Origin of the sequence: Devosia ginsengisoli (assembly GCF_007859655.1) — a bacterium.
GTDB classification, from domain to species: Bacteria; Pseudomonadota; Alphaproteobacteria; order Rhizobiales; family Devosiaceae; genus Devosia; species Devosia ginsengisoli.
Genome location: NZ_CP042304.1, coordinates 2,640,600 through 2,660,647, shown reverse-complemented (window position 1 = coordinate 2,660,647; position 20,048 = coordinate 2,640,600). Strand labels below are relative to the sequence as shown.

Here is a 20,048-nt window from a genome sequence, read left to right as displayed (position 1 = left end):
GATGACCTGTGAGGATCAAGTCGAAAACGCGCAGCGGCAGATGTATGGCAGGTTCCTCGGGCCCTTTTCGTTGGCATGGCTGCGCTTTGGATTGTTGGCGTCGTCATCATGCTCGCGGCAACCTGCAAGGGCTCAACTATGAGCAATGCACCTACCCACTGTAGTTGACGCGAGCGCACCCGCGGCAGCCACGGATGCCACTCCCTCCGCGGCGCCGATGGCTCAATAGTTCAGGTAAACCAGGCCTTCCTGTCCACCACTCTCGCGGAGGCGGGGTGAGAGAGGAATCGATATAAGGTTTGGTCCTAGCCTATTGCTCTCACAAACCACTCCGCCCCCGCCTGAGGTCAAGCTGATTGCTATCACTTCGGTGCGTGTGCTGGATTTATTCGTTGGACGTATGCTCAGGCGCCCCATGCAGCAACTGCGACGCTGGGGATTGGGTGAGATGCAGATAGCGCTCGAACTGTACCAAAACGTCGGCGATGAGCTGATCGCGATGCAGGCCCATGATGTCATAGCCGCGACCGCCGCTAGAGAAATAGGTGCGCGCTTCGTAGCGTTGTTCCGGCCGCCGCGTGGCGAGTGGCGCGAAATTGGGGATCGGCAACGACGCAAGGCTGACGCCATAGACGAAATCCCGCAAGTTTTCGGCGGGTGATCGCAGGGCGATACTGCCGGTCTCATCTGTCTCGACACGGGCGGGTCGTCCACGATCGGTGAGTTCTCGGGCCACTTGTTGGAGGGCGGGACGGACTTCCTCGGTGATGAAAGCCGCTACGTCCTCCTTGGTAGGAGCGCGCATCATCAGGGTCAGGCGGCGTTGCCAGGTCAGGCCGGCTGCCTGAGCGGGTGCAACAGGTGCTGGTGCGGCCGGGCGCGCATATTGCTGGGCAAGGTCCGAACGCATGCCCAGATACAGCGACCAGACCAAGCCCAGCATGACGATGGCGAAGGGCAGGGCGCTGGCAACCGTCGCTGATTGCAACGCAGGCAGACCACCGGCGAGCAGGAGGGATGCTGCGACCACGCCCTCCATCACGCACCAGAAGACGCGCTGTCCAGTCGTTGTCTCAGTTTCTCCACCCGCGGCAATGGAATCGACCACCAGCGAGCCGGAATCGGAGGAAGTGATGAAGAAAATAGCGACCAGGATAATAGCCAGCGTGGAGGTGAGGCCGCTGAAGGGCAGATATTGGAAGAAGTGGAAGAGTCCGGTGGAAATGTCGGTGGCGATGGCTTGACCAACGTCACCCGCCGCAACGCCGGTATCGATAAACATCGCGGTGTTGCCGAACACCGTCATCCAGATGAAGGTGAAACCGGCCGGGATGAACAGCACGGCGGTCACGAATTCACGCACCGTCCGACCGCGCGAAATGCGGGCGATGAACATGCCGACGAAGGGCGACCAGGAAATCCACCAGGCCCAGTAGAACAGGGTCCAGGCGTCGATCCAAGGTGTCGGCTGGTAAGCGTAGATATTGAAGGTGCGCAGCACAAGGGTGTCGAGATAAAGCCCCAGATTTTGCACCAGGTCGCGGAACAGCTGTGCAGTAGGTCCGACCACAAGGACAAACAGCATCAGCAGGATTGCGACAACGAGATTGGTCTCGGATAGAATGCGCACGCCCTTGTCCAGTCCGCTGACAACCGACGCGGTGGCCAAGGCAGTGACGAGGGCAATGAGCGGCAATTGGACGATCGGGCCGACGGGAGCGCCAAGCAGGTAGGCAAGCCCCGCATTGATCTGCGACACGCCCACACCAAGCGAAGTGGCAATGCCGAACATGGTGCCGACGATCGCAAAGATATCCACTGCGTGGCCTATGGGACCGTTGATGCGTTCCTTGAGCAATGGATAGAGCCCCGAGCGGATGGTGAGCGGCAGGTTGTAGCGATAGCCGAAATAGGCCAGCGACAGCCCAACCACGGCATAGATAGCCCAGGCGTGGATGCCCCAGTGGAAGAAGGTGACGGTCATGGCCTCGCGCATCGCCTGAATTGAGCGCGGCTCTGCCGTGGGCGGCGCCATGAAGTGGGTCATGGGCTCGCCTACAGCGTAAAACATCAAGCCGATGCCCATGCCGGCGGCGAACAGCATGGCGATCCATGAGGTGAACTTGAAATCGGGCGTGGCGTCGTCGGGTCCCAGCTTCAGGCAGCCATAGCGGCCAAAACAAAGCAGCAACACCGTGATGAGGAAGACCCCGACGGACAACAGGTAGAACCAACCGAAACTCTGCAAAATACCGGTTTGAACGGAACCAAACACCTCATCGGCCTGGTTGGGGAAGACTATTCCGACGGCAAGAAAGGCACCGATGACCAGCAGCGAGCCAAAGAAAACCGGTCGATTGATGATGAAGGGTTTGAACATGGGGCCTGCTGCTGTGGTTGTGTTCCTGAGTTATAAGCTCTCGTTAGAGCTGGGGTTCCAAGCGGCTATGTGTTGCCGACGGAAAAACCATCGCCTTATAATGCCCACCGCAAATGCCCTGCTAAGGCACGGCAGCATTTTGAAAACGCATCTCAAGGCTGGGCAACGTGCTTGCCCGGTGCCGCAGCAGCGCTTTGCGAGCCGCGGCAGCGTCTTCAGCCGCTGGCTCTCAAGGCTCCACATGCACTTCGCGATACCGCCCGGTACGCCGTATCTGCGCAATGCCCGCGCGCATCGTTTCGGTCGGTCTTGTTGTGCAAGCTCGATGGGGTGGTCTTCACCTGACGGCTCCATGACGACAACGCTGAAGTCTTCTGCCCGCAGCCCCGCTGTCAGCCATGGAGTCAGATTGCCGGTCTTCAGCGGACGCCATCAACATGCGCCGCAAAGTCTCGTATCACATCGGCAATCTCATCGATCTCCGAGGCAACTCCACGTTCAAGGTACAGCTTGAAACGTAGCCTGAATGGCCGAAACGGGGCTTGCTGACTGGCGGCTCCCGACCCAAGGTGGGCTGTGCAGTGCTATGTCGGCTATTTGGGGCGAGAGTTATGGATCTCTGACCTATGATCCCGTGCGCACGAAATCGTAGATGGCGGTCGTTCGGCAGTCGGCCATGCCGAGCATGGCGAGGGCGGACGTGTTGGCGCTGTCGGCTGCGCCGATCCGTATCTGCATCGACGCCGTCGCCCGCTCCGGCGTGACCAGGGTCGAGGTCAGGGCTCCGGTCACGCTCAGAACCGGATTGGTTTCGACCTGAAGGCGCCCAACAAAATGCCCCGGCGATCGTTCCGACCCACCGGACCAGCGCGGAACTGTCCCCGCCAAGTTTGGCCGGGTCATAGCGGCCGCCCCAGGCCACGCGCGCCCGCATCACCATGCCAGCGACAACGGGGCGTATCATCTGATCGACCTGGGAAGGGCATCCGGTAGTGGTCTGGATCCGCACCGTGCCGATCCAGTCGCCGTCCAGCGGCTGGATCGGATCGAACAGCACCATCTCGCAGCGGCCATTGCCGCCCGCCACCTGATGGACCTGATCCGGGGTCAAGGGCGACAGATAGGATTCTCCGCCGCGGCTGACATAGGTCATGCTGACCGCATTGGGCGGGATATTCGGCCCGAGCAGGAATGTGAGGTCGTCGGCGGTCAGTGATGTCAGAGTGCAGACACAGCCGCCGCCATCGCATTTGACCACGACGAGCTTCTCGCCCGTCGGCTGCGCAAATGCCGGCGAGGCGAAAAGCATGGCAGCCAGGATAAGCAGGCGCCGCATTGTCCTACTCCGCTGCCAGTTGGGGTGCGATCAGGTCCAGCAGGCCCAGCCCGTCTGGCGCAGGCAATGCCACGCCGTGGATGCGGGTGACGAGATTACCCGCCAGGTCCGCCTGGCCAACAGGCTCGACCTCGCCCAGTTCCAGAGTAGCCCGCAGGATGCGATAGGCCTGCAGGTCCCCCGCCGTCATCGCCGCGCTGCGGCACAGGCGGCCAGCGGGAATGTCCTCGCATGGACCGAGCATGGCGTCCCATTGGCGCGGATTGAGCGCAACCATGGTTTCGCCCCTGTCGGCACGCAGTGGCTCGAATATCGTAAATACCCCGCCCGTATCGACACCCGCCGCCGTCCTGAGCGAAACGGGTTGCTGTATGGCCCAGCCGATCGGTAGGCCGAGTTGCAATCCGGTTTCGGCGTCGTGGACGAAACAGGGCAGATCGCCGTCGCCAGGGTCGTGTGGAGCGATAAAGGTGCCGACGAAGCGGAACTCGGGCAGCAGATGTGACCGGGCGCGCCGGTCGGAGCGGCCTGAGCGACAGCAAGATTTGCCCGGTGCAGGGTAAATAACAAGGATTCAGTCGATCTTAATCCTACGCTTGTTACGCCCCTTGTGCGCCAAGATTGACATGAAGAATGGAGTTGAAGTGACCGAAGATAACAGGACGACTATCAGCTTCTTCATCGGCTTGGCGATCATGGCGCTAATTGCAGCAGTTGCGTTCTTGACCCTCAATCCGACCATGATCGGCGTTACATCCGAAGCCGGCGATTTCTTCGCCCAAAGGATCGGTCGTGTCATTGCCGTGTTCAGCGGTGTCATGGGGCTGGTTCTGATGCTTATCGGGGTGATGAACCTCATCGGCAAAATGACGTCTACCGACGATATGACGCGCAACTTGGGGCCGAAGAAAGCCGGAGCCATCAAGCTCGCCGCTGGCGTCGCTTTCCTCTCTTGCTCCATCGCGCTGGTCTTTGCGCACTTGTAGGCATCGATCCTCGCGGACCCTTATCACCGCGACACCGACCGGTGGCTGCCGGGCTTCAGTCCGCCACGCCACTACTAGAGTAGCTGCCAAATTGTGCAAACGGTAAGGTCAGTTTCAGCGACGTGCGCAATCCCGATCGGCGTCGCCGAATTCTGCCACAGTTCTCTGGCGGCCCTGTGGACAATAGCTTCGCGCGAAAGCGGCGGCGGTTGCCCCGGCCGACATCGCCCTGTCATGGTCATCTCAGCCTCTTGGGGGGCGAGCGCACCATAAGCGCCGGATTCCAACGGCCCAAGGCCCGCGTGTGCGTATTCGTCCTCTCCCTCAGAACTTCACGTTGAAGTTCGCTTTGAAGGATTGGTCGGAAAGGTTAGGGCCAAACTGGCCGCCATAGGACATGCCGAGTGTGGCGGCGGGCGACAGTGTGAAATCGAAATCAGCCTCGACCGCGGCGGCGTCGCGCGTGATCGGCACACCGCCGATGGCGAACATATCGCCGCTAGCGAACTGCATCTGAGAGAGTGGTGCAGCGTCACCGAAAGCGTGCCGCCAGCCGAGCATGCCCCCGGCAGTGACGACCGTCCCGCCCATGCTGAAGCTGGTCGAGGCGCGCAGGCCCAAGGTGGTGAAGGTGGTGCCGGTGTTAACCGGCGTGCTGGTGAGCGCCGCGGGGCCGCCCTTTTCAGTGAAGCCGCTGGTATGCAGGTTCACATAGGCGAAGCTACCGAAGGGTTCGACGACGAAATCACTGACCTGGATGTCATAGCCTAGTTCTCCGAACACCTGAGTGGCGGCAGCATTGTAGTGGCCATGGAGGCTATCCCCGAAGCCGGGGAAGGCCACGATGCGGCCGGTAGAGATGTCGTGCCAAGTATGGGCGGCGCCAATGTTGAAGGCGAGGTTGCTCCACTGCGTTCCACCATAGAGACCGACATGGTAGTCGTTGCTTGTGCCGGACGAAGAGCGATCGTCCACCTTGAAGGTTGTACTGCTGTGGCCGGCGACGGCGCCGAGGCGCCAGGTATTGAATGCCGGACCGTCAGCGCCGATGAAGAAGCCGCCGGTCGAGCGATCGAGATGTGCGGCGTTGCCGTCGCTGCCAGTGTACCCCCAGGAACCGAAACCCTGCCCCCAGACCCCAAGGCTATCAGTGGTGGCGGCACCGGAAGCTGCGCGAATACGGTCATCGACCAGGTTGCGCACAAAGCGGCTATCCTCGATCAATGCGGTGCGGGCGGAGGCGTGCAGTTCGCCCGAGAGTTCATCGAACGCGTACCGCGCCTGACCGGTCGACAAGTTCAATACCGCGTTGTAGGCCGGGTTGCCAAAGCCCAGACTCTCAGTGCCGACACCCGTGGCAATCTGGTTTGGTGTGCTGCCGAGACGACCGAAGTCGATATTGTTGCGAGTCAGCGTCAGATAGACGTTGTTCGGATCGTAGCTCAGCGACGGATCGAGAAAGGCGAAGTTTGAGGTGACCGTGTCGAAGGTGCCGTCGCGCCCGCCGTTAGCGGTGAGGATCGTGTAGTGCGTGGTCGGGACATAGTTGCCCGTTCCCGCGAGCACCTGCACGGCGCCACCCTCAATGGTGGCCATGCCCGTCGCATCGATCCGGTCCGCTTGTCCTGCCGCATTCGCTTCGACGTCGTAGGTCGCGTTCGGGTTGAACAGGATGTTGCCGGCGACATTGAGCGTGCCGATCGAATTGCCGGGTGCGACCGTGCCTGCGACGACGGTATCCCCCACCATACCGTTGCCCTGCAGCCGGCCTGCCGACATGACGCTGACCAAACCGCCGAGATGGCCGTTGACCGCCAGGACACCATCCTCAACCGTGGTCGTGCCGGCAAACCCGCTGGAATTGCCGGTAAACTCGGTCCTGGTCACCCCAATCTGCCGGATTGCGCCAGTCCCGCTGATCGCTCCAGCATAGGTCAGCGCGTTGGCGCGATCGAAGACCAGAACACCGTCATTGACGACGTCGCCAACGATTGAGCCGGCCGTGCCGCCGTTGCCGAGCTGCAGCGTGCCGTCCGCGATCGTTGTGTCGCCCGTATAGGCGTTGTCCTCGGTCAAGATCGTCGTGCCCGGGCCGATTTGCTGGACGGCGCCACTCCCCGAAATCGCGCCGGAGAAGGTCAACGTGTCAGAGCTGTCGAAGGCCAACACGCCATCGTTGAGCACATCACCCGCGATTGAGCCGGTCGCGCCGCCATTGCCGAGCTGCAGCGTGCCGCCGACGATCGTCGTGCCGCCCGTGTAGCTGTTGTTCCCGGTCAGGATCAGCGCGCCATGGTCGTTCTTGACCAGCGTGGAGTTGCCGGACAGTTCCGACGCGATGGTGGCGGTCATGCCCGCGCCGGTGGCGAAGCCGTCGCCGACCCGGATGATGGTTTCACCGCCCGCACCCTGGAGCGCGATGGCATCGCCCTCGATCACATAACCGTCTGCGGCAAACTGCAAGCCGGTCGCGCCGATCGCTCCGGCCGAGGCATCGACCGTCACCACGCCTCCGGTGTTCTGAAATACCGCAAAGGTCGGGTTCGGCTGGAAGGGGCCGTTCAGCGCGCCATCGGCGCCGGTCCAGTTGCGCCCGTCCGCGCGCCATGTTCCAGCACCGCCGTCGATGGCGCCGTTGTCGCGCAGGGCGATGTCGCCGCCGTCCCAGAAGCCGAGGACAGAACCCGCCGTCGAGACGAGGTTGACCTGCTTGTCCACCACTGTCTGAATGAAGATGTCGTCGTCAACCGTCCCGCCGGGCAGGATTCCGATCGCAATGCCGTCATCGGTCAACGTGCCGCCATAGTCGAAGATGCGATAGACACCTGCACCGAACCCACCCTGATCAGTGACGTTGAGCACCCCGTCCAGCGTCAGGTTTCCGGTTACCTCAGTCAGGTCGTTGACACCGCCTCCAACCACACCGGCAGGACCAAGTTCGAAGTTCAATACCGAGCCGGACGAAAGGACAAGATCACCGGCCACCGTAAGCTGACCGGGCGAACTGCCTGGCGCGAGTATGCCGCCATCCAGCACCGTCACGTCGCCCGCGGTGCCGTTGCCGCTCAAGGTGGCGCCACTGCCAACCGTCATCGTGGAATTGGCGATCGAGCCGTTCACCAGCAGGGTGCCGCTATCGACAGAGACATGCCCGGTGAAGGCGTCGCTATCGCCCGACATGGCCAAAACGCCGGAGCCCTGCTTCCGGACCGTTCCGGCGCCCGAGATCGAGCCGTCATAGACCGCCGCGTCGGATCGATCGAAGATCAGCGATCCGCCGTTGTCGATGTCGCCCGAAAATGAACCGGAATTCCCGCCAAGGCCGACAAACACCTGTCCGTTCGTGCCGTTGTCGAAGGCGGCGGTGTTCACCAGCGAACCGTAGAGGTTCAGCGTGCCCTGATTGTCGAATGTACCGTCGTTCTGGATTGTGCCGTGACTGTCGATCGTGCCGGTATTCGTCACTGTATCGTTGTTTTGGATGCGTCCCAGATTTTCGATATACCCGGTCGCGTTCGTCAGATATTTGCCGTTTATGAAAGCGCCCTTGAGTGTAAAATTCCCTTTGTTGAAGAAACTGAGATAATTGTATAGACTATCCACGCCGTGATCGTTAAATGTCAAATTTCTTTCATTATTTATGACGTAGTAGTTAGTCATGTAGTAATTGATAATCATGTCACCGTAGTTGTCTATCTCTCCCTTATTTATGATGCCGGTCAAATCCGATGATCCGTGATTGACAATATGCCCGTCATTTTGGAGTAGGTACGAGTTATCCAAATCGCCATAGTTGTATATCGTGCCGGCGAGGCCGTTGATGATGACGGGACCGTCGAAACTCCCCCAATTGTTCAGCGTCCCCTGATTGGTGAACTGGAACTCCAACGCCTCCTCAAAAATGTCGCCGTAGTTGGAGAGCGTCCCGTCATTGACGAGCCAGCCGTTGTGGAGACGCAGCGTGCCCGTCGCCGCCACATTTCCCCCGTTCGCATGGCCGGAGGGGTAGGTGCCGGCGATGGTATGGGTTTCGCCCGCGGGAACGTCGATTACGGTTTGTGCCTGGACGGAAGTTGCCCCGAACAGCAGCGCCAGCACCGTGACACCGGCAAGCCCAGCACGAGGAAGGCACGAGGGCATGATTGAGCCGGCCAGCGGCCCCGAACGCAGGCTTGTTCCACCGTCAAGTCGATAGCCAATCTGGCGGCAATGCCTCCGCAGTATCCTTCTCCCTACTTGAGCAGGTGGATAATAGGGAAAGCGCGGTCGATATACTTTGCCGGGTGTCCATATCTCTTGTCCCGGAGTCCAATCGCAGGGTTGCCCGTGGGGTCCCATTACGTCAGGATGCATTGTGCGGGGTATTGGCGACCGAGGGGTCCGTCCGGAATGATCCCGGGGGGAGCACATTTGACGGAGCATACAGCCGTCCCGCGAACAGGGTTTTCAACCGACGGACTGTCCAGCCACGAGGGATGGGAAGCCTGGCGCAACGTCTTTGCGCCCCTCTTCGACATCAAGGAGGAGGCGGACGAGCCGGCAACATTCAGGGCCGACATCGATGCGTTCGAATTGCCGACGATGGTCGTGGCGCAGATTGCCTTTGGCGGCGTGTCGCAGACAGGGCTGCGGTCGAAGGAACTGATCCGTCGCAGTGACCTGGACCATTACGCCATCGAGCTATGCCTGGAAAGCGACGGGTATCTCTGCGAGGGTCGCAACGGAACCGCCGAAATCGAAGCCGGGAGCATCGTCGTACTCGATCTCGGCCAGACCACCGCCCTGAAGACGACGAACTCCCTCTCGATCACGCTGACCATACCCCGCGCGATCCTCGACCGCGATTGCCCCGGGATTGAAAACCTGCACGGAATCAGGATGAGCGGGCCGGGACGCCACCAGCTCCTGCGCGACCATATGCTGTCCCTGTATCGCCATCTTCCGTCGATGACGCGGGCCGAGGCTGGCTTGGCCTCGGAAGCGACAGTGGCGCTGGTCAGCGCGTGCCTTGCTCCTTCGGCCGATCGCCTTGCCCAAGCCAGTGGCATTGTCGAGCACACCATGCTTGACCGGGCCAGGCGATACATCGAAAGCCGGCTCGACGATCCTCATCTTACGCCGGCGGCGATCTGTGCGGCGGTGGGCGTATCGCGATCGAATCTATACCATTTGTTCCGGCATTCCGGTGGGGTTGCCCACTACATACAGGAGCGGCGGCTGCGGCGTGCCAATGCCGCATTGCGCGAACCCACCGAGTGGCGCACCATCTCGCAACTGGCTTATGGCTACGGCTTCGCGAGTGCCGCCCATTTCAGTCGCGCCTTTCGCAATCTGTTCGGATGTTCGCCACGCGACATCCGGGATATTGCGCGTATGCGCGTCATGCCATCGCCGGGACAGGCCGCAACCGGAACCTTCATCGAGGACTGGCTGAAGAACCTGCGGTCACACTGAGTTCGGTGGATCTTTCTTGATTTCGTCAAGGGTAGATCGGTCGTTACGGACAGGTGCGTTGGCCATCCGATCCATTCAGTTCTCTATCGTACGCACTGGGCAGCCATTGCTGCGGTCGTGCGCGCTCGACTGACGCCCGCTTTCCTGAGCCTTGTCCAAAACCGGACAGACCGGTATCCACCGGTGGAAACCCTCGGTCCGCTTTGGGCGATCTGGTTGTGCAAGCGGACATTAGCTCTCGGCTTACTTTCCCAAGGACCGTCGCATAGTCCAGCTGACCTGTTCGTCCCGCAGCCGAAGAGTGCCGCCGATGCCGTAAATCGGCTCCAATTCCAACTCCACATCACCCTTCGACACCTCGTAGCCGGGCTGAGGGCCCGAGACGCGGACCCAAAGCTCCCCGATGATATTCTGGAGGCTAAATCCTTCTAGCGCGACGTCGATCACTTGGTTGGCCGTGCCGTGACCACGATCTTGTCGATGCCGAAGATGTCCGGTCAGTTAATCGCGACGCTGACCTTACTCGATCCCTTTTGGTCAGATGGACGGCCTCGATCTTGCCATCGTGGAACGTCGGCACTCTACCGTGCTTAGCAATCAATCGGTCCGCCCCTGGCAGGGTTGGCGAAGAGTTTGCAACTCGCGTCCCAGCGTGCTGCGTCCGCCTTCTGCGCCTCAGCTCCACATCACCTCTTCGATTCTACCCGTCCGACAGACTAGCACCGTGGTGACTGGTTCGTCCGCGACGGGGTCGGTAGCAGCTCGACCGCTTCCCATGGCCAGCTCAGACGTTCCTATCCGGCAATACCGGGGCGGTCTGCAGACTTCCCGCTTTGCAGCCAACGACAAGGAAGCGGACTTCATTTTAGCGAATTGACGAACTCGCCACTGTTGATCCAACTGGACGACAGCGGCGCCAGACCTCGGCGAAAACGCCGACGCACAGCAGCCCGGCTCCTGCCAGGATCCACAGCGATGACTTCGGACCGATGGCCCCGAGCGCGAAAGACAGGGCGAACGGTGCCAGCGCTGACAACCCGAGGCGACCCATTCCGATCCAGCCAAGGCGTTTGCCGAACCCGGCCTTGCCGAAGATCGCCAGCGGCAGCGTGCCCGACACAATGCTAAATAGGCCGGTGCCAAGACCGAAGACGATGGCAAACGCGATGGCACCGGCGGTCGACGGTGAGGACAGCGCCAAGGTGCCCAGCGCCAGCGGCATAGCAATGGCCGAAACGACCGCTAGTATGGTGGCTGGCAGGTCCTTACCGAACGTCATGTTGATCAGGCGGCTGGCGACCTGCGCGGGCCCGAGCAGCGACGCCACCCACACGCCCGCGGTCCCAAGTCCGAGTAACCCGAGCATGGGCACCAAGTGGAACAGCGTCGCCGCCGAGACGAAGCCGGCCAGCGAGAACCCGAGCACGATCAGGACAAACACAAAATTGGCGTTGCCGATCACCATCGGCGAAGACACTTCCTCAGTTTCCACGGGCCCGGCGGCGGCGATCCGGGCGAAGCGGGACAACCAGAGGTGCAGCGGTAGGCAGACGGCCAGATTCAGGCCCGCAAACAGGAAGTAAACCTGATGCCAGTCTATACCGTGCAGCAGCCAAGTCGTCAGCGGCCAGAAGATCGTAGAGGCGAAACCGGCGATCAGCGTCAGGTACGTGATACTGCGTTGCGCCCGCGTCCCGGTGGTCTGCGCGAGGAAGGCAAACGCCGTCGAATAGAGCACGAAAGCCGATGTCAGCTCGACCAGGATCATGCCGGCCAGGAAAGCGATCGTGCTGCCGGCCAGGCCGCATACCGCGAGCGCGGCCGCAGCCCCGATCGAGCCAATCGACATGACCTTGCCGGCACCGATCCGGTCGGCCAGGCCACCGGCCCATGGCGAAATCAGGCCGCCAGCCAGCAATGCCAGCGAAATGCAGCCGTAGATCCATTCCACTGCCACGCTGAGATCGACGGCGATGCCAGGCGCCAGGATGCTGAAGCTATAGTACAGCGTGCCATACCCGATGATCTGGGTGACGCCGAGTGCCCAGATGCAGCTGGCGGTGGAATAGGTATCGGCCATCGTATCTTAGATCGACTTCAGGCCGACCCGCTCCTCGAGTTTGGCAGCTGCTCCTTGCGCTCGCTATAGCGGGAGGTCAGGTATCCGGAGACGCCACGGTTGATCAGCGTGAACTTCACAAGCTCTTCCATGACGTCGATCACCCTATCGTAATAGGATGACGGTTTCATGCGGCCGTCCTCGTCGAACTCCTGGAAAGCCTTGGCCACCGACGATTGGTTGGGGATGGTGACCATCCTCATCCAGCGGCCAAGGACGCGCATCTGGTTCACGGCGTTGAACGATTGGGATCCGCCCGAAACTTGCATGACCGCCAAGGTTCTCCCCTGCGTCGGACGGATGGCACCGCCGGGAAGGGGTATCCAGTCGATCTGCGACTTCAGCACTGCTGACATTGCGCCGTGCCGCTCCGGCGACGTCCAGACCTGGCCTTCGGACCACAGCATGGCGTCACGCAGCTCCTGAACCTTGGGATGGGTATCGGGTGCATCGTTTGGCAGCGGCAGCCCGTTCGCATGGAAGACCCGCACCTCGGCGCCGAAAGCCTCCAGGAGACGCTGCGCTTCGAAGGTCAAGAACCGGCTGCAGGAGCGTTCCCGCAGCGAGCCGTAGAGCATCAGAATCCGCGGCTTATGTCCAAGAGCGGGAGTGATGAGCTGAGAGAAATCGGGAACATGGAAGGCGGCTGGCACAACGTTGGGCAGATCAGACAATACGCTTTCCTTCGGCGTCGAGAATGACCTCGCCGTCCTCCTTAGTGAACGGCCCGATGTTGGGGTTCTCAAGGATGTCGAGCACGGCCTCGGAGGGACGGCACAGGCGCGTGCCGATCGATGTTTCGACGAACGGACGGTTAAGCAGGATGGGGTGCTGTTCGATAGCATCAAGCAGCTCGTCATCGGTCTTGGAGGGATCTGCCAGCCCCAGCTCTTCGAAGGGCGTATCCTTCTTCCGCAATGCATCCCGCAGCGAAATACCAGCAGCCGAAACGAGCCCGACTATGCGGTCACGGGTCGGCGGGGTCTTGAGGTATTCGATGACGGTCGGTTCGACACCCGACTGACGGATCATGGCAAGGGTGTTCCGGGAGGTGCCGCATTGGGGGTTGTGATAGATCGTGACGCTCATTCGGCAGCCCTCGTTTCGGTGTTGTGACGGACGGCGACACCGCGTTCGTACCAGCCTTTTGACCGGTTCACGATCCAGACCACGGACAGCATGACCGGCACCTCGACGAGAACGCCGACGACTGTCGCGAGGGCCGCACCGGAGTTGAAGCCGAACAGGGCGATGGCCGCGGCGACGGCAAGCTCGAAGAAGTTCGAGGCACCGATCAGCGCGGACGGCCCGGCGACGCAGTGCTGCTCTCCGGAGATCCGGTTCAGGATGTAGGCCAAGCCTGAGTTGAAATAGACCTGGATCAGGATGGGAACGGCCAGGAGGAGGATGACGGTGGGTTGCGCGATGATCTGCTCGCCTTGAAAACCAAAGAGCATAACGAGCGTCAGCAGGAGCGCGCCGATGGACATCGGCTGCAGGACGGACAGCACCCGGTTCATGGCGTTGATGCCGCCATTGGCTAGGAGCCAGCTCCTATATAGCTGGGCGGCGATGACCGGCACGACGATGTACAGACCGACCGAGAGCAGCAGCGTGTCCCAAGGAACCGTGATCGCGGACAACCCCAGCAGCAGCCCCACAATGGGTGCGAATGCAACGACCATGATCGCGTCGTTCAGCGCCACCTGGGACAAGGTGAAGTGGGGCTCGCCGCGTACCAGGTTCGACCACACAAAGACCATTGCGGTGCACGGGGCTGCGGCAAGGATTATCAGGCCCGCGATATAGCTGTCGATCTGCACCTCGGGAAGCATCGGTCGGAACAGCCAACCTATGAAGAGCCAACCCAAGAGCGCCATCGAGAACGGCTTTATGGCCCAATTGATGAAGACGGTAACGCCGATGCCACGCCAGTAGGAGCCCACTTGGCGCAGGCTCATGAAATCGATGCGGACCAGCATAGGGATGACCATCAGCCAGATGAGCAACGCCATGGGGATGTTCACCTGGGCATACTCGAACGAGCCCAGGCCCTGGAACACGGCGGGAAAGAAGTGGCCGGCGGCGATCCCAACGACGATGCAGATCGCGACCCAAAGGGTCAGGTAGCGTTCGAAAATGGACATGGATGCCTACGCGACCCTGGAAGACTTGGTGGTGGTGCCGTCCATTGCGCCGATGCCCTCGAGCCTCGAGTTCAGCGCCATGCGGTCGATGCTGGCGATCGGCAGGTTGATGAAGGCGCCGATGCGATTGCGGAGATAGCGGAGAGCGTCCACAAAGGCGGCGCGCTGCTTGAACTCCGGGCCGTCGACCGCTGCGGGATCTTCGATGCCCCAATGCGCGGTCATCGGTTGACCCGGCCAGATCGGGCACGTCTCGCCGGCGGCGTTGTCGCAAACCGTGAAGATGAAGTCCATCTTCGGCGCGCCCGGTACGACAAATTCGTCCCATGCCTTGGAGCGCAACCGCTCGGTCGGAATGCCTACCTTAGCCAGAGTTTCCAGCGTCATCGGGTGCACTGCGTTCTTCGGCGTGGAGCCTGCTGAGTAGGCCTTGAAGCGGCCTTGGCCGACATGGTTGAGGATGGCCTCGCCAAGAATCGAACGGGCTGAATTGCCGGTGCAGAGAAACAGGACGTTGTAGACGCGTTCAGACATGGCTCGACTCCTTCGGAGAGCAGCACGGGGTGAATTCGGCGACGAGCGGCTCACACAGATCCGGGCGACCGCCGCAACAGTCCTGCACCAGGAAGCTCGCGATTTCGCGAACGCGATCGACGACGGCGCGGTAGACGATCGAGCGGCTGTGACGCTCGGATTCGATCAGGCCGGCGCGAGTCAGGATGGCCAAGTGGCTGGACATTGTGTTCTGCGGCACGTCCATGCGTCGCGCGATCTCACCAGCAGGCAGGCCCTGGGGTTCGTGCTCCATCAGCAAACGGAACACGTCCAGACGGGTGGACTGGGACAAGGCGGCGAAGACTTCGATAGCGTGAGTTGATTCCATATATCGACGATTATCGATGTATTGAACGAACGTCAACAGCTTAAGGGGGTGGATCATGGGAAGCGGCGCCCCGGTGGCAGGAATGGGGCCGGCACTCGCCACCGGTCCGGCTGCCATAGTCGTTCCTCCTGCGGCCGCTTTGGCCGATGGAGAAATACAACAATGGGTATCTTACAGTACGGACCCTGCTGCGGCAGGGAGACCTGCGTGGAACGCTGGCAGGCAGGTTGGCGCCAAACGCGCATTGAAGATCAGGCAGATCTGGTCAATCCGCTTTTTTCTGGACCGCGAGGGACGAATGAGAGACCGGGCTCTTCTTCGACCTGTGCATTGGCGATCGACGGCGTTATCTTGCTCGCCTTCCTCGTCAAATGGCGTGACGTCGCCGTCGCCAGCAAATGGCCTCGGCGAAGGGTCGGATACTCAGAAACGCAGGCAAGGAAGGTCTCCCGAATAGCTGACAGCGACGATATGTGCAGGTCGATGAAGTCCGGAACTTTGCCTTCATCCGCTATGCCTTCAATGTCGGTGAGAGAAAATTCCAAGGCACACTCATCCACCTCGGCGACGACCCCAGCAATGTTCACCTGGCGGAGATGCCGGAGCGATATCCGCGTACTGCCGAGGTAACCGTCTATTACGATCCCGCGAATCCCAGGAACTGCGTTCTTGATCGTGATCCTCCGACGCTGAGGTTCTTCGTTAACGAAATAGGCACCACGGCTGCCGTGGCCATCGGGCTCGTGGTTATACTGCTCGCCGCCAATGGCATGCTCGCCATGCCATCGCTGCCCGAACCGTGCTGGACACCCCGGTAAGTGTGGGAGTTGCCTGCCTTCTGGCGTTGGGACTGGTTCTGGTCGCAGCCTTTCGCCGCCAGGCACATGATGCGGCACTAGAGAGCGACACCCGTGACGATTCTGTCCTCGGAAGCCGTCAAGGCTCAGGCCGTGCACTCTGTTCGTCTCAGGCCGGGCGATGCTTCGTCCGCGTCCAAGCCGTTTTGCGCAAGGCTGACTACAATGAGCGCGCGTCGCACGACGTCCTTCCTCTCTCTCAATGGAGCAGTTCATGCGCTCGTCATCGCTCTGGCAGTTTGTAGGCCGCGCTATCTGGCCCTCCGCGTCGATGCTGATTGCGGGATTGATGGCTATGTTGTCGCTGATGCCGCACGCGCAAGACGCCGCCCAGGACATCCAGTCGGCCATAGAGAAAGCGAACCTCTATATCGACATCGCCGAGTACACCGAGCATGCCGTCGATTCCTGGGACCGCTACCTTGGCTGGGTGAACGTAAAGACCGGACCGACGGGAAAGGAACGCTACATCTCCGACGGTATGTACCCGATCGACGATCTGTCCGGCTTCCTGGAGGCGGCGCGCCGCGGGGCGGCGCTCGAGCCGAGCACGCCTGACCTCGACTCGACGATCACGCGATACCTGGATGCCTATGAAGCTTTGTTCCCGGTCATGAACCGGGCAAATGACTATTATGAACGGGAGTTGTATCGGACCGACGCAATGACCGAGGGGCGCGCATTGCATGCTCAGATGGTACCGCTCGTCGCCGCGTTTCTGACGGAGCGTGAAGCGATGCTTCGGGAATTGCGCCCGTTCGTCCGCGAGGTGGAACGGCAGGAGATGACGGCGATGGAGGAACGCGAGGGACGGTCGCTAGCCTGGCAGACCGCCCAGGTCATGCACGCCGCCAACCAGGTCGTCGATCTTTTCCCACAAACGCGACCCACGCCAATCGACCCCGACACGTTCGAGCAGATGCTTGACGGCATCGGCCCGAATACGTCGGGCGAGGAATTCGACGAGATTATCTCCGGCGTCGCGAAACCTGTAGACGTGGTGGTCGACCTGGCGCTGTTCGATCCTGCTGTGGAGGAATATGCCGAGGCGGTCGATCTGTTCGAACGCTTCGCCGCGGAGACTCCCGAGGAAATCGAGGACTTCAAAGATCTGCCGCGGCAGTTCCTGTCCAGCCTGCTCGTCCTGCAGGAATCGCTGGCCCGAAGCCAAGGGCGCGACTTTGATGGCTCCGGACAACAGGTTGGCCAGGTTGCCCAGATATACTTCTCGATGGTGTCGGCAAGCAGTGGACTTTCGCGCAGTGGGCTGCAGTTTCTGAATTAGTCTGAGCGATACGACACCACTCGAGCTGATCCGGCGCGAATCGCCGATCTCATGCCGTTCCGCCGTGCGCCCCCGTTCATGCCTTTCGAACACCTATTTCGCGTCGCCAAAGCGGACATGAAGCCACCGCTCCGCTGGATCATTGTCGGGTGGCGTTGGCCCTGCATTTACCCAGTCGCCCCAATGATAGGCGGATCATGGGGCGCTTGTGTGATTGCAGGTTTATTTTCAGAAGTTCGAAGTTGGCAGGGTGCCGCCTTGCAAATCGCGCATTGCATATCCACATGTTATGATACGTTTCCAGCCTCCAAGGCGACCTGATCCCCCGGCACAGCCGGTTGCTTGGCGATCCCTCTGATTTTGTGAACGCTTATCCCCTGCTGCATTCCGCGGCGAGGCATTAGTCCCTGCCATCGGCTAGGGCATTGAAAGAGCAGCGCATGACCAGCGGCACCGTCAAATTCTACAATACCACCAAAGGTTTTCGGTTTCATCGCACCAGATGACGGCAGCAGGGACGCGTTCGTCCATGCCAGCGCCGTCGAGCGGGCCGGGCTTTCCAGCCTGGGTGAGGGTCAGAAGATCTCCTACGACATCGAAAATGGACGGGACGGTCGCGCAGTGGCCATCAACCTCAAACTTCCCTGATCAGTAGCTTGCCTTCGCGTGACTTAAAAACTGAAATCGTTCAGCCATCATATAATCACAAGGAGAAATGGAGATGATCCGGTTCGACTATGCCGCCGCCGCTGAGCTCTTTCCGAGCAAAAGCCCGTATAAGTCAGCCCAGGTCAGCTATAGGCGCTTTGCCACCGCTGCCGAGGCGGTGCGCTATGCCATTGAGGACATGCCGGCGCCCCTGCTGCGCGGCTCCCTGCTGGAAGTCGACGAGCAGCGCTTCGACGGCACTCAAATTCGTAGCCTCTACGACGCTGACGCTTTCCCGCTCGTTCGGGCAGAACGCACATGAATAGCAAGCTGCACGTCAAAGCGGATACTCCAGCACCGGACGGCCGGCCCTGACTTGCGGTGTGATGGATCGATCTCAGTTATCCTGTTGTTGCTCGCAGTCGCTAGCTTTTACGAGATCGACCCAACGCGTCATGCCATGTCAGCGGTCGGCGTGATGGCACTGGCCGCTGCTGCCGGGATTGTCCTGCATGTTGTCCGCACCCTGCGATATCGCGAGGCACTCATAACGAGATGAACCCAAAGGAGAATATCGATGACTATTCCGAGCAAGATCATTCCCTTCCAACGCAAAGTCTATCCGGCCTTGGTCCCAGCGGCGCGGGGGACAGACTATCCACGTTTTGAAGCGGAACGCGTCCGCAGCGGACTTCCACCAAGGATATTGCCAGACTCGGGGGGAAAGCATGAGCAGCGTCCGATCAACTAGCCGTACGGTGACGTTTCTTTTCCCCTTCAAAATGCCGGGCATGCAGGAGCCGCATGCGGCGGGCACATTCGACATTCTTGCTGAAGAGGAACAGCTCGACGTCATGTGGGACGCGCGCCGAACAACATTGAGCATTCTGTTGCGCTATCCGGGGCGCATCGAAGCCTTGCCCGTCACCGCCGGAGATCTTGAAGAGGCGATCCTCAATGATCGCAATTCGGGCGTGAAGTCGACGCTGTCCTGAACGTCAGGATCGGCGTTCGTCAATGCCCGAACAACCTGCTAAGCTGAACCCGGCGCGCTATCCCGCGCGTTTTCCCGATACAGATCGGCTTTCTCGTGAACCTCCCGGATTGGACTAAACCCGCACTTTACGGTGCGGGTGTCGGCGCTATTGCCCTGGCAGTTTTTGGCTTTGCCTGGGGCGGCTGGGTCACCGGCGGCAGTGCGCGAGACTTGGCTGCCAAGCAGTCGGCCGCCGATGTCGTCTCTGCCCTGACCCCGTATTGCGTGCAGCGATCGCTCGACGACCCCAATGCCGCCGCCGTACTGGTCGAGTTCAATGCGGCCAATGCCTCGAGCCGTCGGGCCATCCTCGAAAAAGCAGGATGGGCCACTCCACTGGGATCTGAAGTGCCCAACCGCGGGCTGGCGCAGTCCTGCCAGCTCGCTTTGCAAGCCGGAACCTGACGATCGCTCCGGTAAGCGCAATGATGGCAATGGCTCCGAATTTCAAAGTGTAGCGAGGCAGGAATGGCAACGATGTATCTGGTTCAGGCGTTCAAGCAAGTCGGCCGGAAGTTCGTCGCCGATCCGGTACAAGCCGTTAAGACGGCCGAAAAAGCGATGGCAACGGCCGAGAGGCTTGCGCCGATGCGCGCTGGTGTCATCGCCTTTTCACAGGAGGTCGATGTAGAAACTGACGCCTATGACGAGCCCCGCATATTGCTCAAGCTGGGCAATTTGCCACCAGGGCTCCTGGAATAGCCTTGGCTGCGAGGAGCAAACGGCAGTCTCCAGTCTCGCCATTGCCGCTCCTTATCCAAAGACAACCAATCCGGGCTTTTCCGGACGGCCGTCCGGCCGCATCCGGGCCGAGGATCAATCATGGCCAAGGAACAGAAACGCGGTAATCGCGAGATCAAGAAGCCCAAAAAGTGCGGGAACCGGTGGCTGAGGCAGCAGCGCTGTCAAGCAAAGCA

The 20,048-nt window shown here is 60.7% G+C and carries 17 protein-coding genes and 3 pseudogenes; 10 read left to right on the top strand and 10 right to left on the bottom strand.

What is annotated here, in order from left to right:
• Nucleotides 1–385: 385 nt before the first annotated feature.
• The 3 genes from FPZ08_RS12970 to FPZ08_RS12960 all read right to left on the bottom strand — a co-directional run bounded on the left by FPZ08_RS12970 (nt 386) and on the right by FPZ08_RS12960 (nt 4,119).
• Nucleotides 386–2,380, bottom strand: a complete 1,995-nt coding sequence (locus FPZ08_RS12970; protein WP_146290407.1) for a BCCT family transporter — start codon at nt 2,378–2,380, stop codon at nt 386–388.
• 457 nt (nt 2,381–2,837) lie between these two features.
• Complete coding sequence (locus tag FPZ08_RS12965; protein WP_146290406.1) at nt 2,838–3,716, bottom strand: hypothetical protein; 879 nt, start codon at nt 3,714–3,716, stop codon at nt 2,838–2,840.
• Nucleotides 3,717–3,720: 4 nt separating this feature from the next.
• The gene (locus FPZ08_RS12960; RefSeq protein ID WP_146290405.1) at nt 3,721–4,119 is read right to left on the bottom strand and encodes a hypothetical protein; all 399 of its coding nucleotides are present in this window, start codon (nt 4,117–4,119) and stop codon (nt 3,721–3,723) included.
• Nucleotides 4,120–4,360: 241 nt separating this feature from the next.
• Here FPZ08_RS12960 and FPZ08_RS12955 point away from each other — a divergent pair, with 241 nt between their 5' ends.
• Entirely contained in the window at nt 4,361–4,702 is a 342-nt protein-coding gene (locus FPZ08_RS12955; protein WP_146290404.1) for a hypothetical protein, read from the top strand.
• Between the two features lie 324 nt (nt 4,703–5,026).
• Here FPZ08_RS12955 and FPZ08_RS12950 read toward each other — a convergent pair whose 3' ends face one another.
• A complete protein-coding gene (locus tag FPZ08_RS12950) occupies nt 5,027–8,800 on the bottom strand; it encodes an autotransporter domain-containing protein (RefSeq protein WP_186766986.1) in 3,774 nt (1,257 codons plus the stop codon).
• A gap of 312 nt (nt 8,801–9,112) precedes the next feature.
• Between FPZ08_RS12950 and FPZ08_RS12945 the strand changes: the two genes are divergently transcribed.
• Nucleotides 9,113–10,156: a helix-turn-helix domain-containing protein gene (locus FPZ08_RS12945; RefSeq protein WP_186766985.1), complete on the top strand. Its 1,044-nt coding sequence runs from the start codon at nt 9,113–9,115 to the stop codon at nt 10,154–10,156.
• Between the two features lie 865 nt (nt 10,157–11,021).
• Here the strand turns inward: FPZ08_RS12945 and arsK are convergent.
• From arsK to FPZ08_RS12915, 6 genes and pseudogenes are all read right to left on the bottom strand, one after another.
• A complete protein-coding gene (arsK, locus tag FPZ08_RS12940; protein WP_146290401.1) occupies nt 11,022–12,236 on the bottom strand; it encodes an arsenite efflux MFS transporter ArsK in 1,215 nt (404 codons plus the stop codon).
• Between the two features lie 6 nt (nt 12,237–12,242).
• Nucleotides 12,243–12,949: pseudogene (arsH, locus tag FPZ08_RS12935) on the bottom strand (arsenical resistance protein ArsH).
• Nucleotides 12,942–13,364: an arsenate reductase (glutaredoxin) gene (gene arsC / locus FPZ08_RS12930; RefSeq protein WP_146290400.1), complete on the bottom strand. Its 423-nt coding sequence runs from the start codon at nt 13,362–13,364 to the stop codon at nt 12,942–12,944. The pseudogene arsH and the gene arsC overlap by 8 nt, the downstream one beginning before the upstream one ends.
• Nucleotides 13,361–14,422, bottom strand: a complete 1,062-nt coding sequence (gene arsB, locus FPZ08_RS12925) for an ACR3 family arsenite efflux transporter (RefSeq protein ID WP_146290399.1) — start codon at nt 14,420–14,422, stop codon at nt 13,361–13,363. Before arsB ends, arsC begins: the two co-directional genes overlap by 4 nt.
• 6 nt (nt 14,423–14,428) lie before the next feature.
• A complete protein-coding gene (locus tag FPZ08_RS12920) occupies nt 14,429–14,956 on the bottom strand; it encodes an arsenate reductase ArsC (RefSeq protein ID WP_146290398.1) in 528 nt (175 codons plus the stop codon).
• A complete protein-coding gene (locus tag FPZ08_RS12915; protein ID WP_146293136.1) occupies nt 14,949–15,305 on the bottom strand; it encodes an ArsR/SmtB family transcription factor in 357 nt (118 codons plus the stop codon). The genes FPZ08_RS12920 and FPZ08_RS12915 overlap by 8 nt, the downstream gene beginning before the upstream one ends.
• A 162-nt stretch (nt 15,306–15,467) precedes the next feature.
• Here FPZ08_RS12915 and FPZ08_RS23035 point away from each other — a divergent pair.
• The 8 genes and pseudogenes from FPZ08_RS23035 to FPZ08_RS12875 form a co-directional block, all read left to right on the top strand.
• Nucleotides 15,468–15,652: pseudogene (locus FPZ08_RS23035) on the top strand (integrase); the annotation flags it as partial.
• A gap of 126 nt (nt 15,653–15,778) precedes the next feature.
• Nucleotides 15,779–16,123, top strand: coding sequence for a DUF3592 domain-containing protein (locus FPZ08_RS12905; protein WP_146290397.1), 345 nt, complete (start codon nt 15,779–15,781; stop codon nt 16,121–16,123).
• A 253-nt stretch (nt 16,124–16,376) separates the two neighbouring features.
• On the top strand, nt 16,377–17,447 hold the full coding sequence (locus FPZ08_RS12900) for a DUF3829 domain-containing protein (RefSeq protein ID WP_186766984.1): 1,071 nt from the start codon (nt 16,377–16,379) through the stop codon (nt 17,445–17,447).
• A 440-nt stretch (nt 17,448–17,887) separates the two neighbouring features.
• Nucleotides 17,888–18,095: pseudogene (locus tag FPZ08_RS12895) on the top strand (cold-shock protein).
• A 73-nt stretch (nt 18,096–18,168) separates the two neighbouring features.
• Entirely contained in the window at nt 18,169–18,417 is a 249-nt protein-coding gene (locus FPZ08_RS12890; protein ID WP_146290395.1) for a hypothetical protein, read from the top strand.
• A gap of 406 nt (nt 18,418–18,823) precedes the next feature.
• A complete protein-coding gene (locus FPZ08_RS12885; RefSeq protein WP_146290394.1) occupies nt 18,824–19,090 on the top strand; it encodes a hypothetical protein in 267 nt (88 codons plus the stop codon).
• A 95-nt stretch (nt 19,091–19,185) separates the two neighbouring features.
• On the top strand, nt 19,186–19,536 hold the full coding sequence (locus FPZ08_RS12880) for a hypothetical protein (RefSeq protein ID WP_146290393.1): 351 nt from the start codon (nt 19,186–19,188) through the stop codon (nt 19,534–19,536).
• A gap of 72 nt (nt 19,537–19,608) precedes the next feature.
• On the top strand, nt 19,609–19,833 hold the full coding sequence (locus tag FPZ08_RS12875) for a hypothetical protein (protein WP_246132647.1): 225 nt from the start codon (nt 19,609–19,611) through the stop codon (nt 19,831–19,833).
• Nucleotides 19,834–20,048 lie beyond the last annotated feature (215 nt).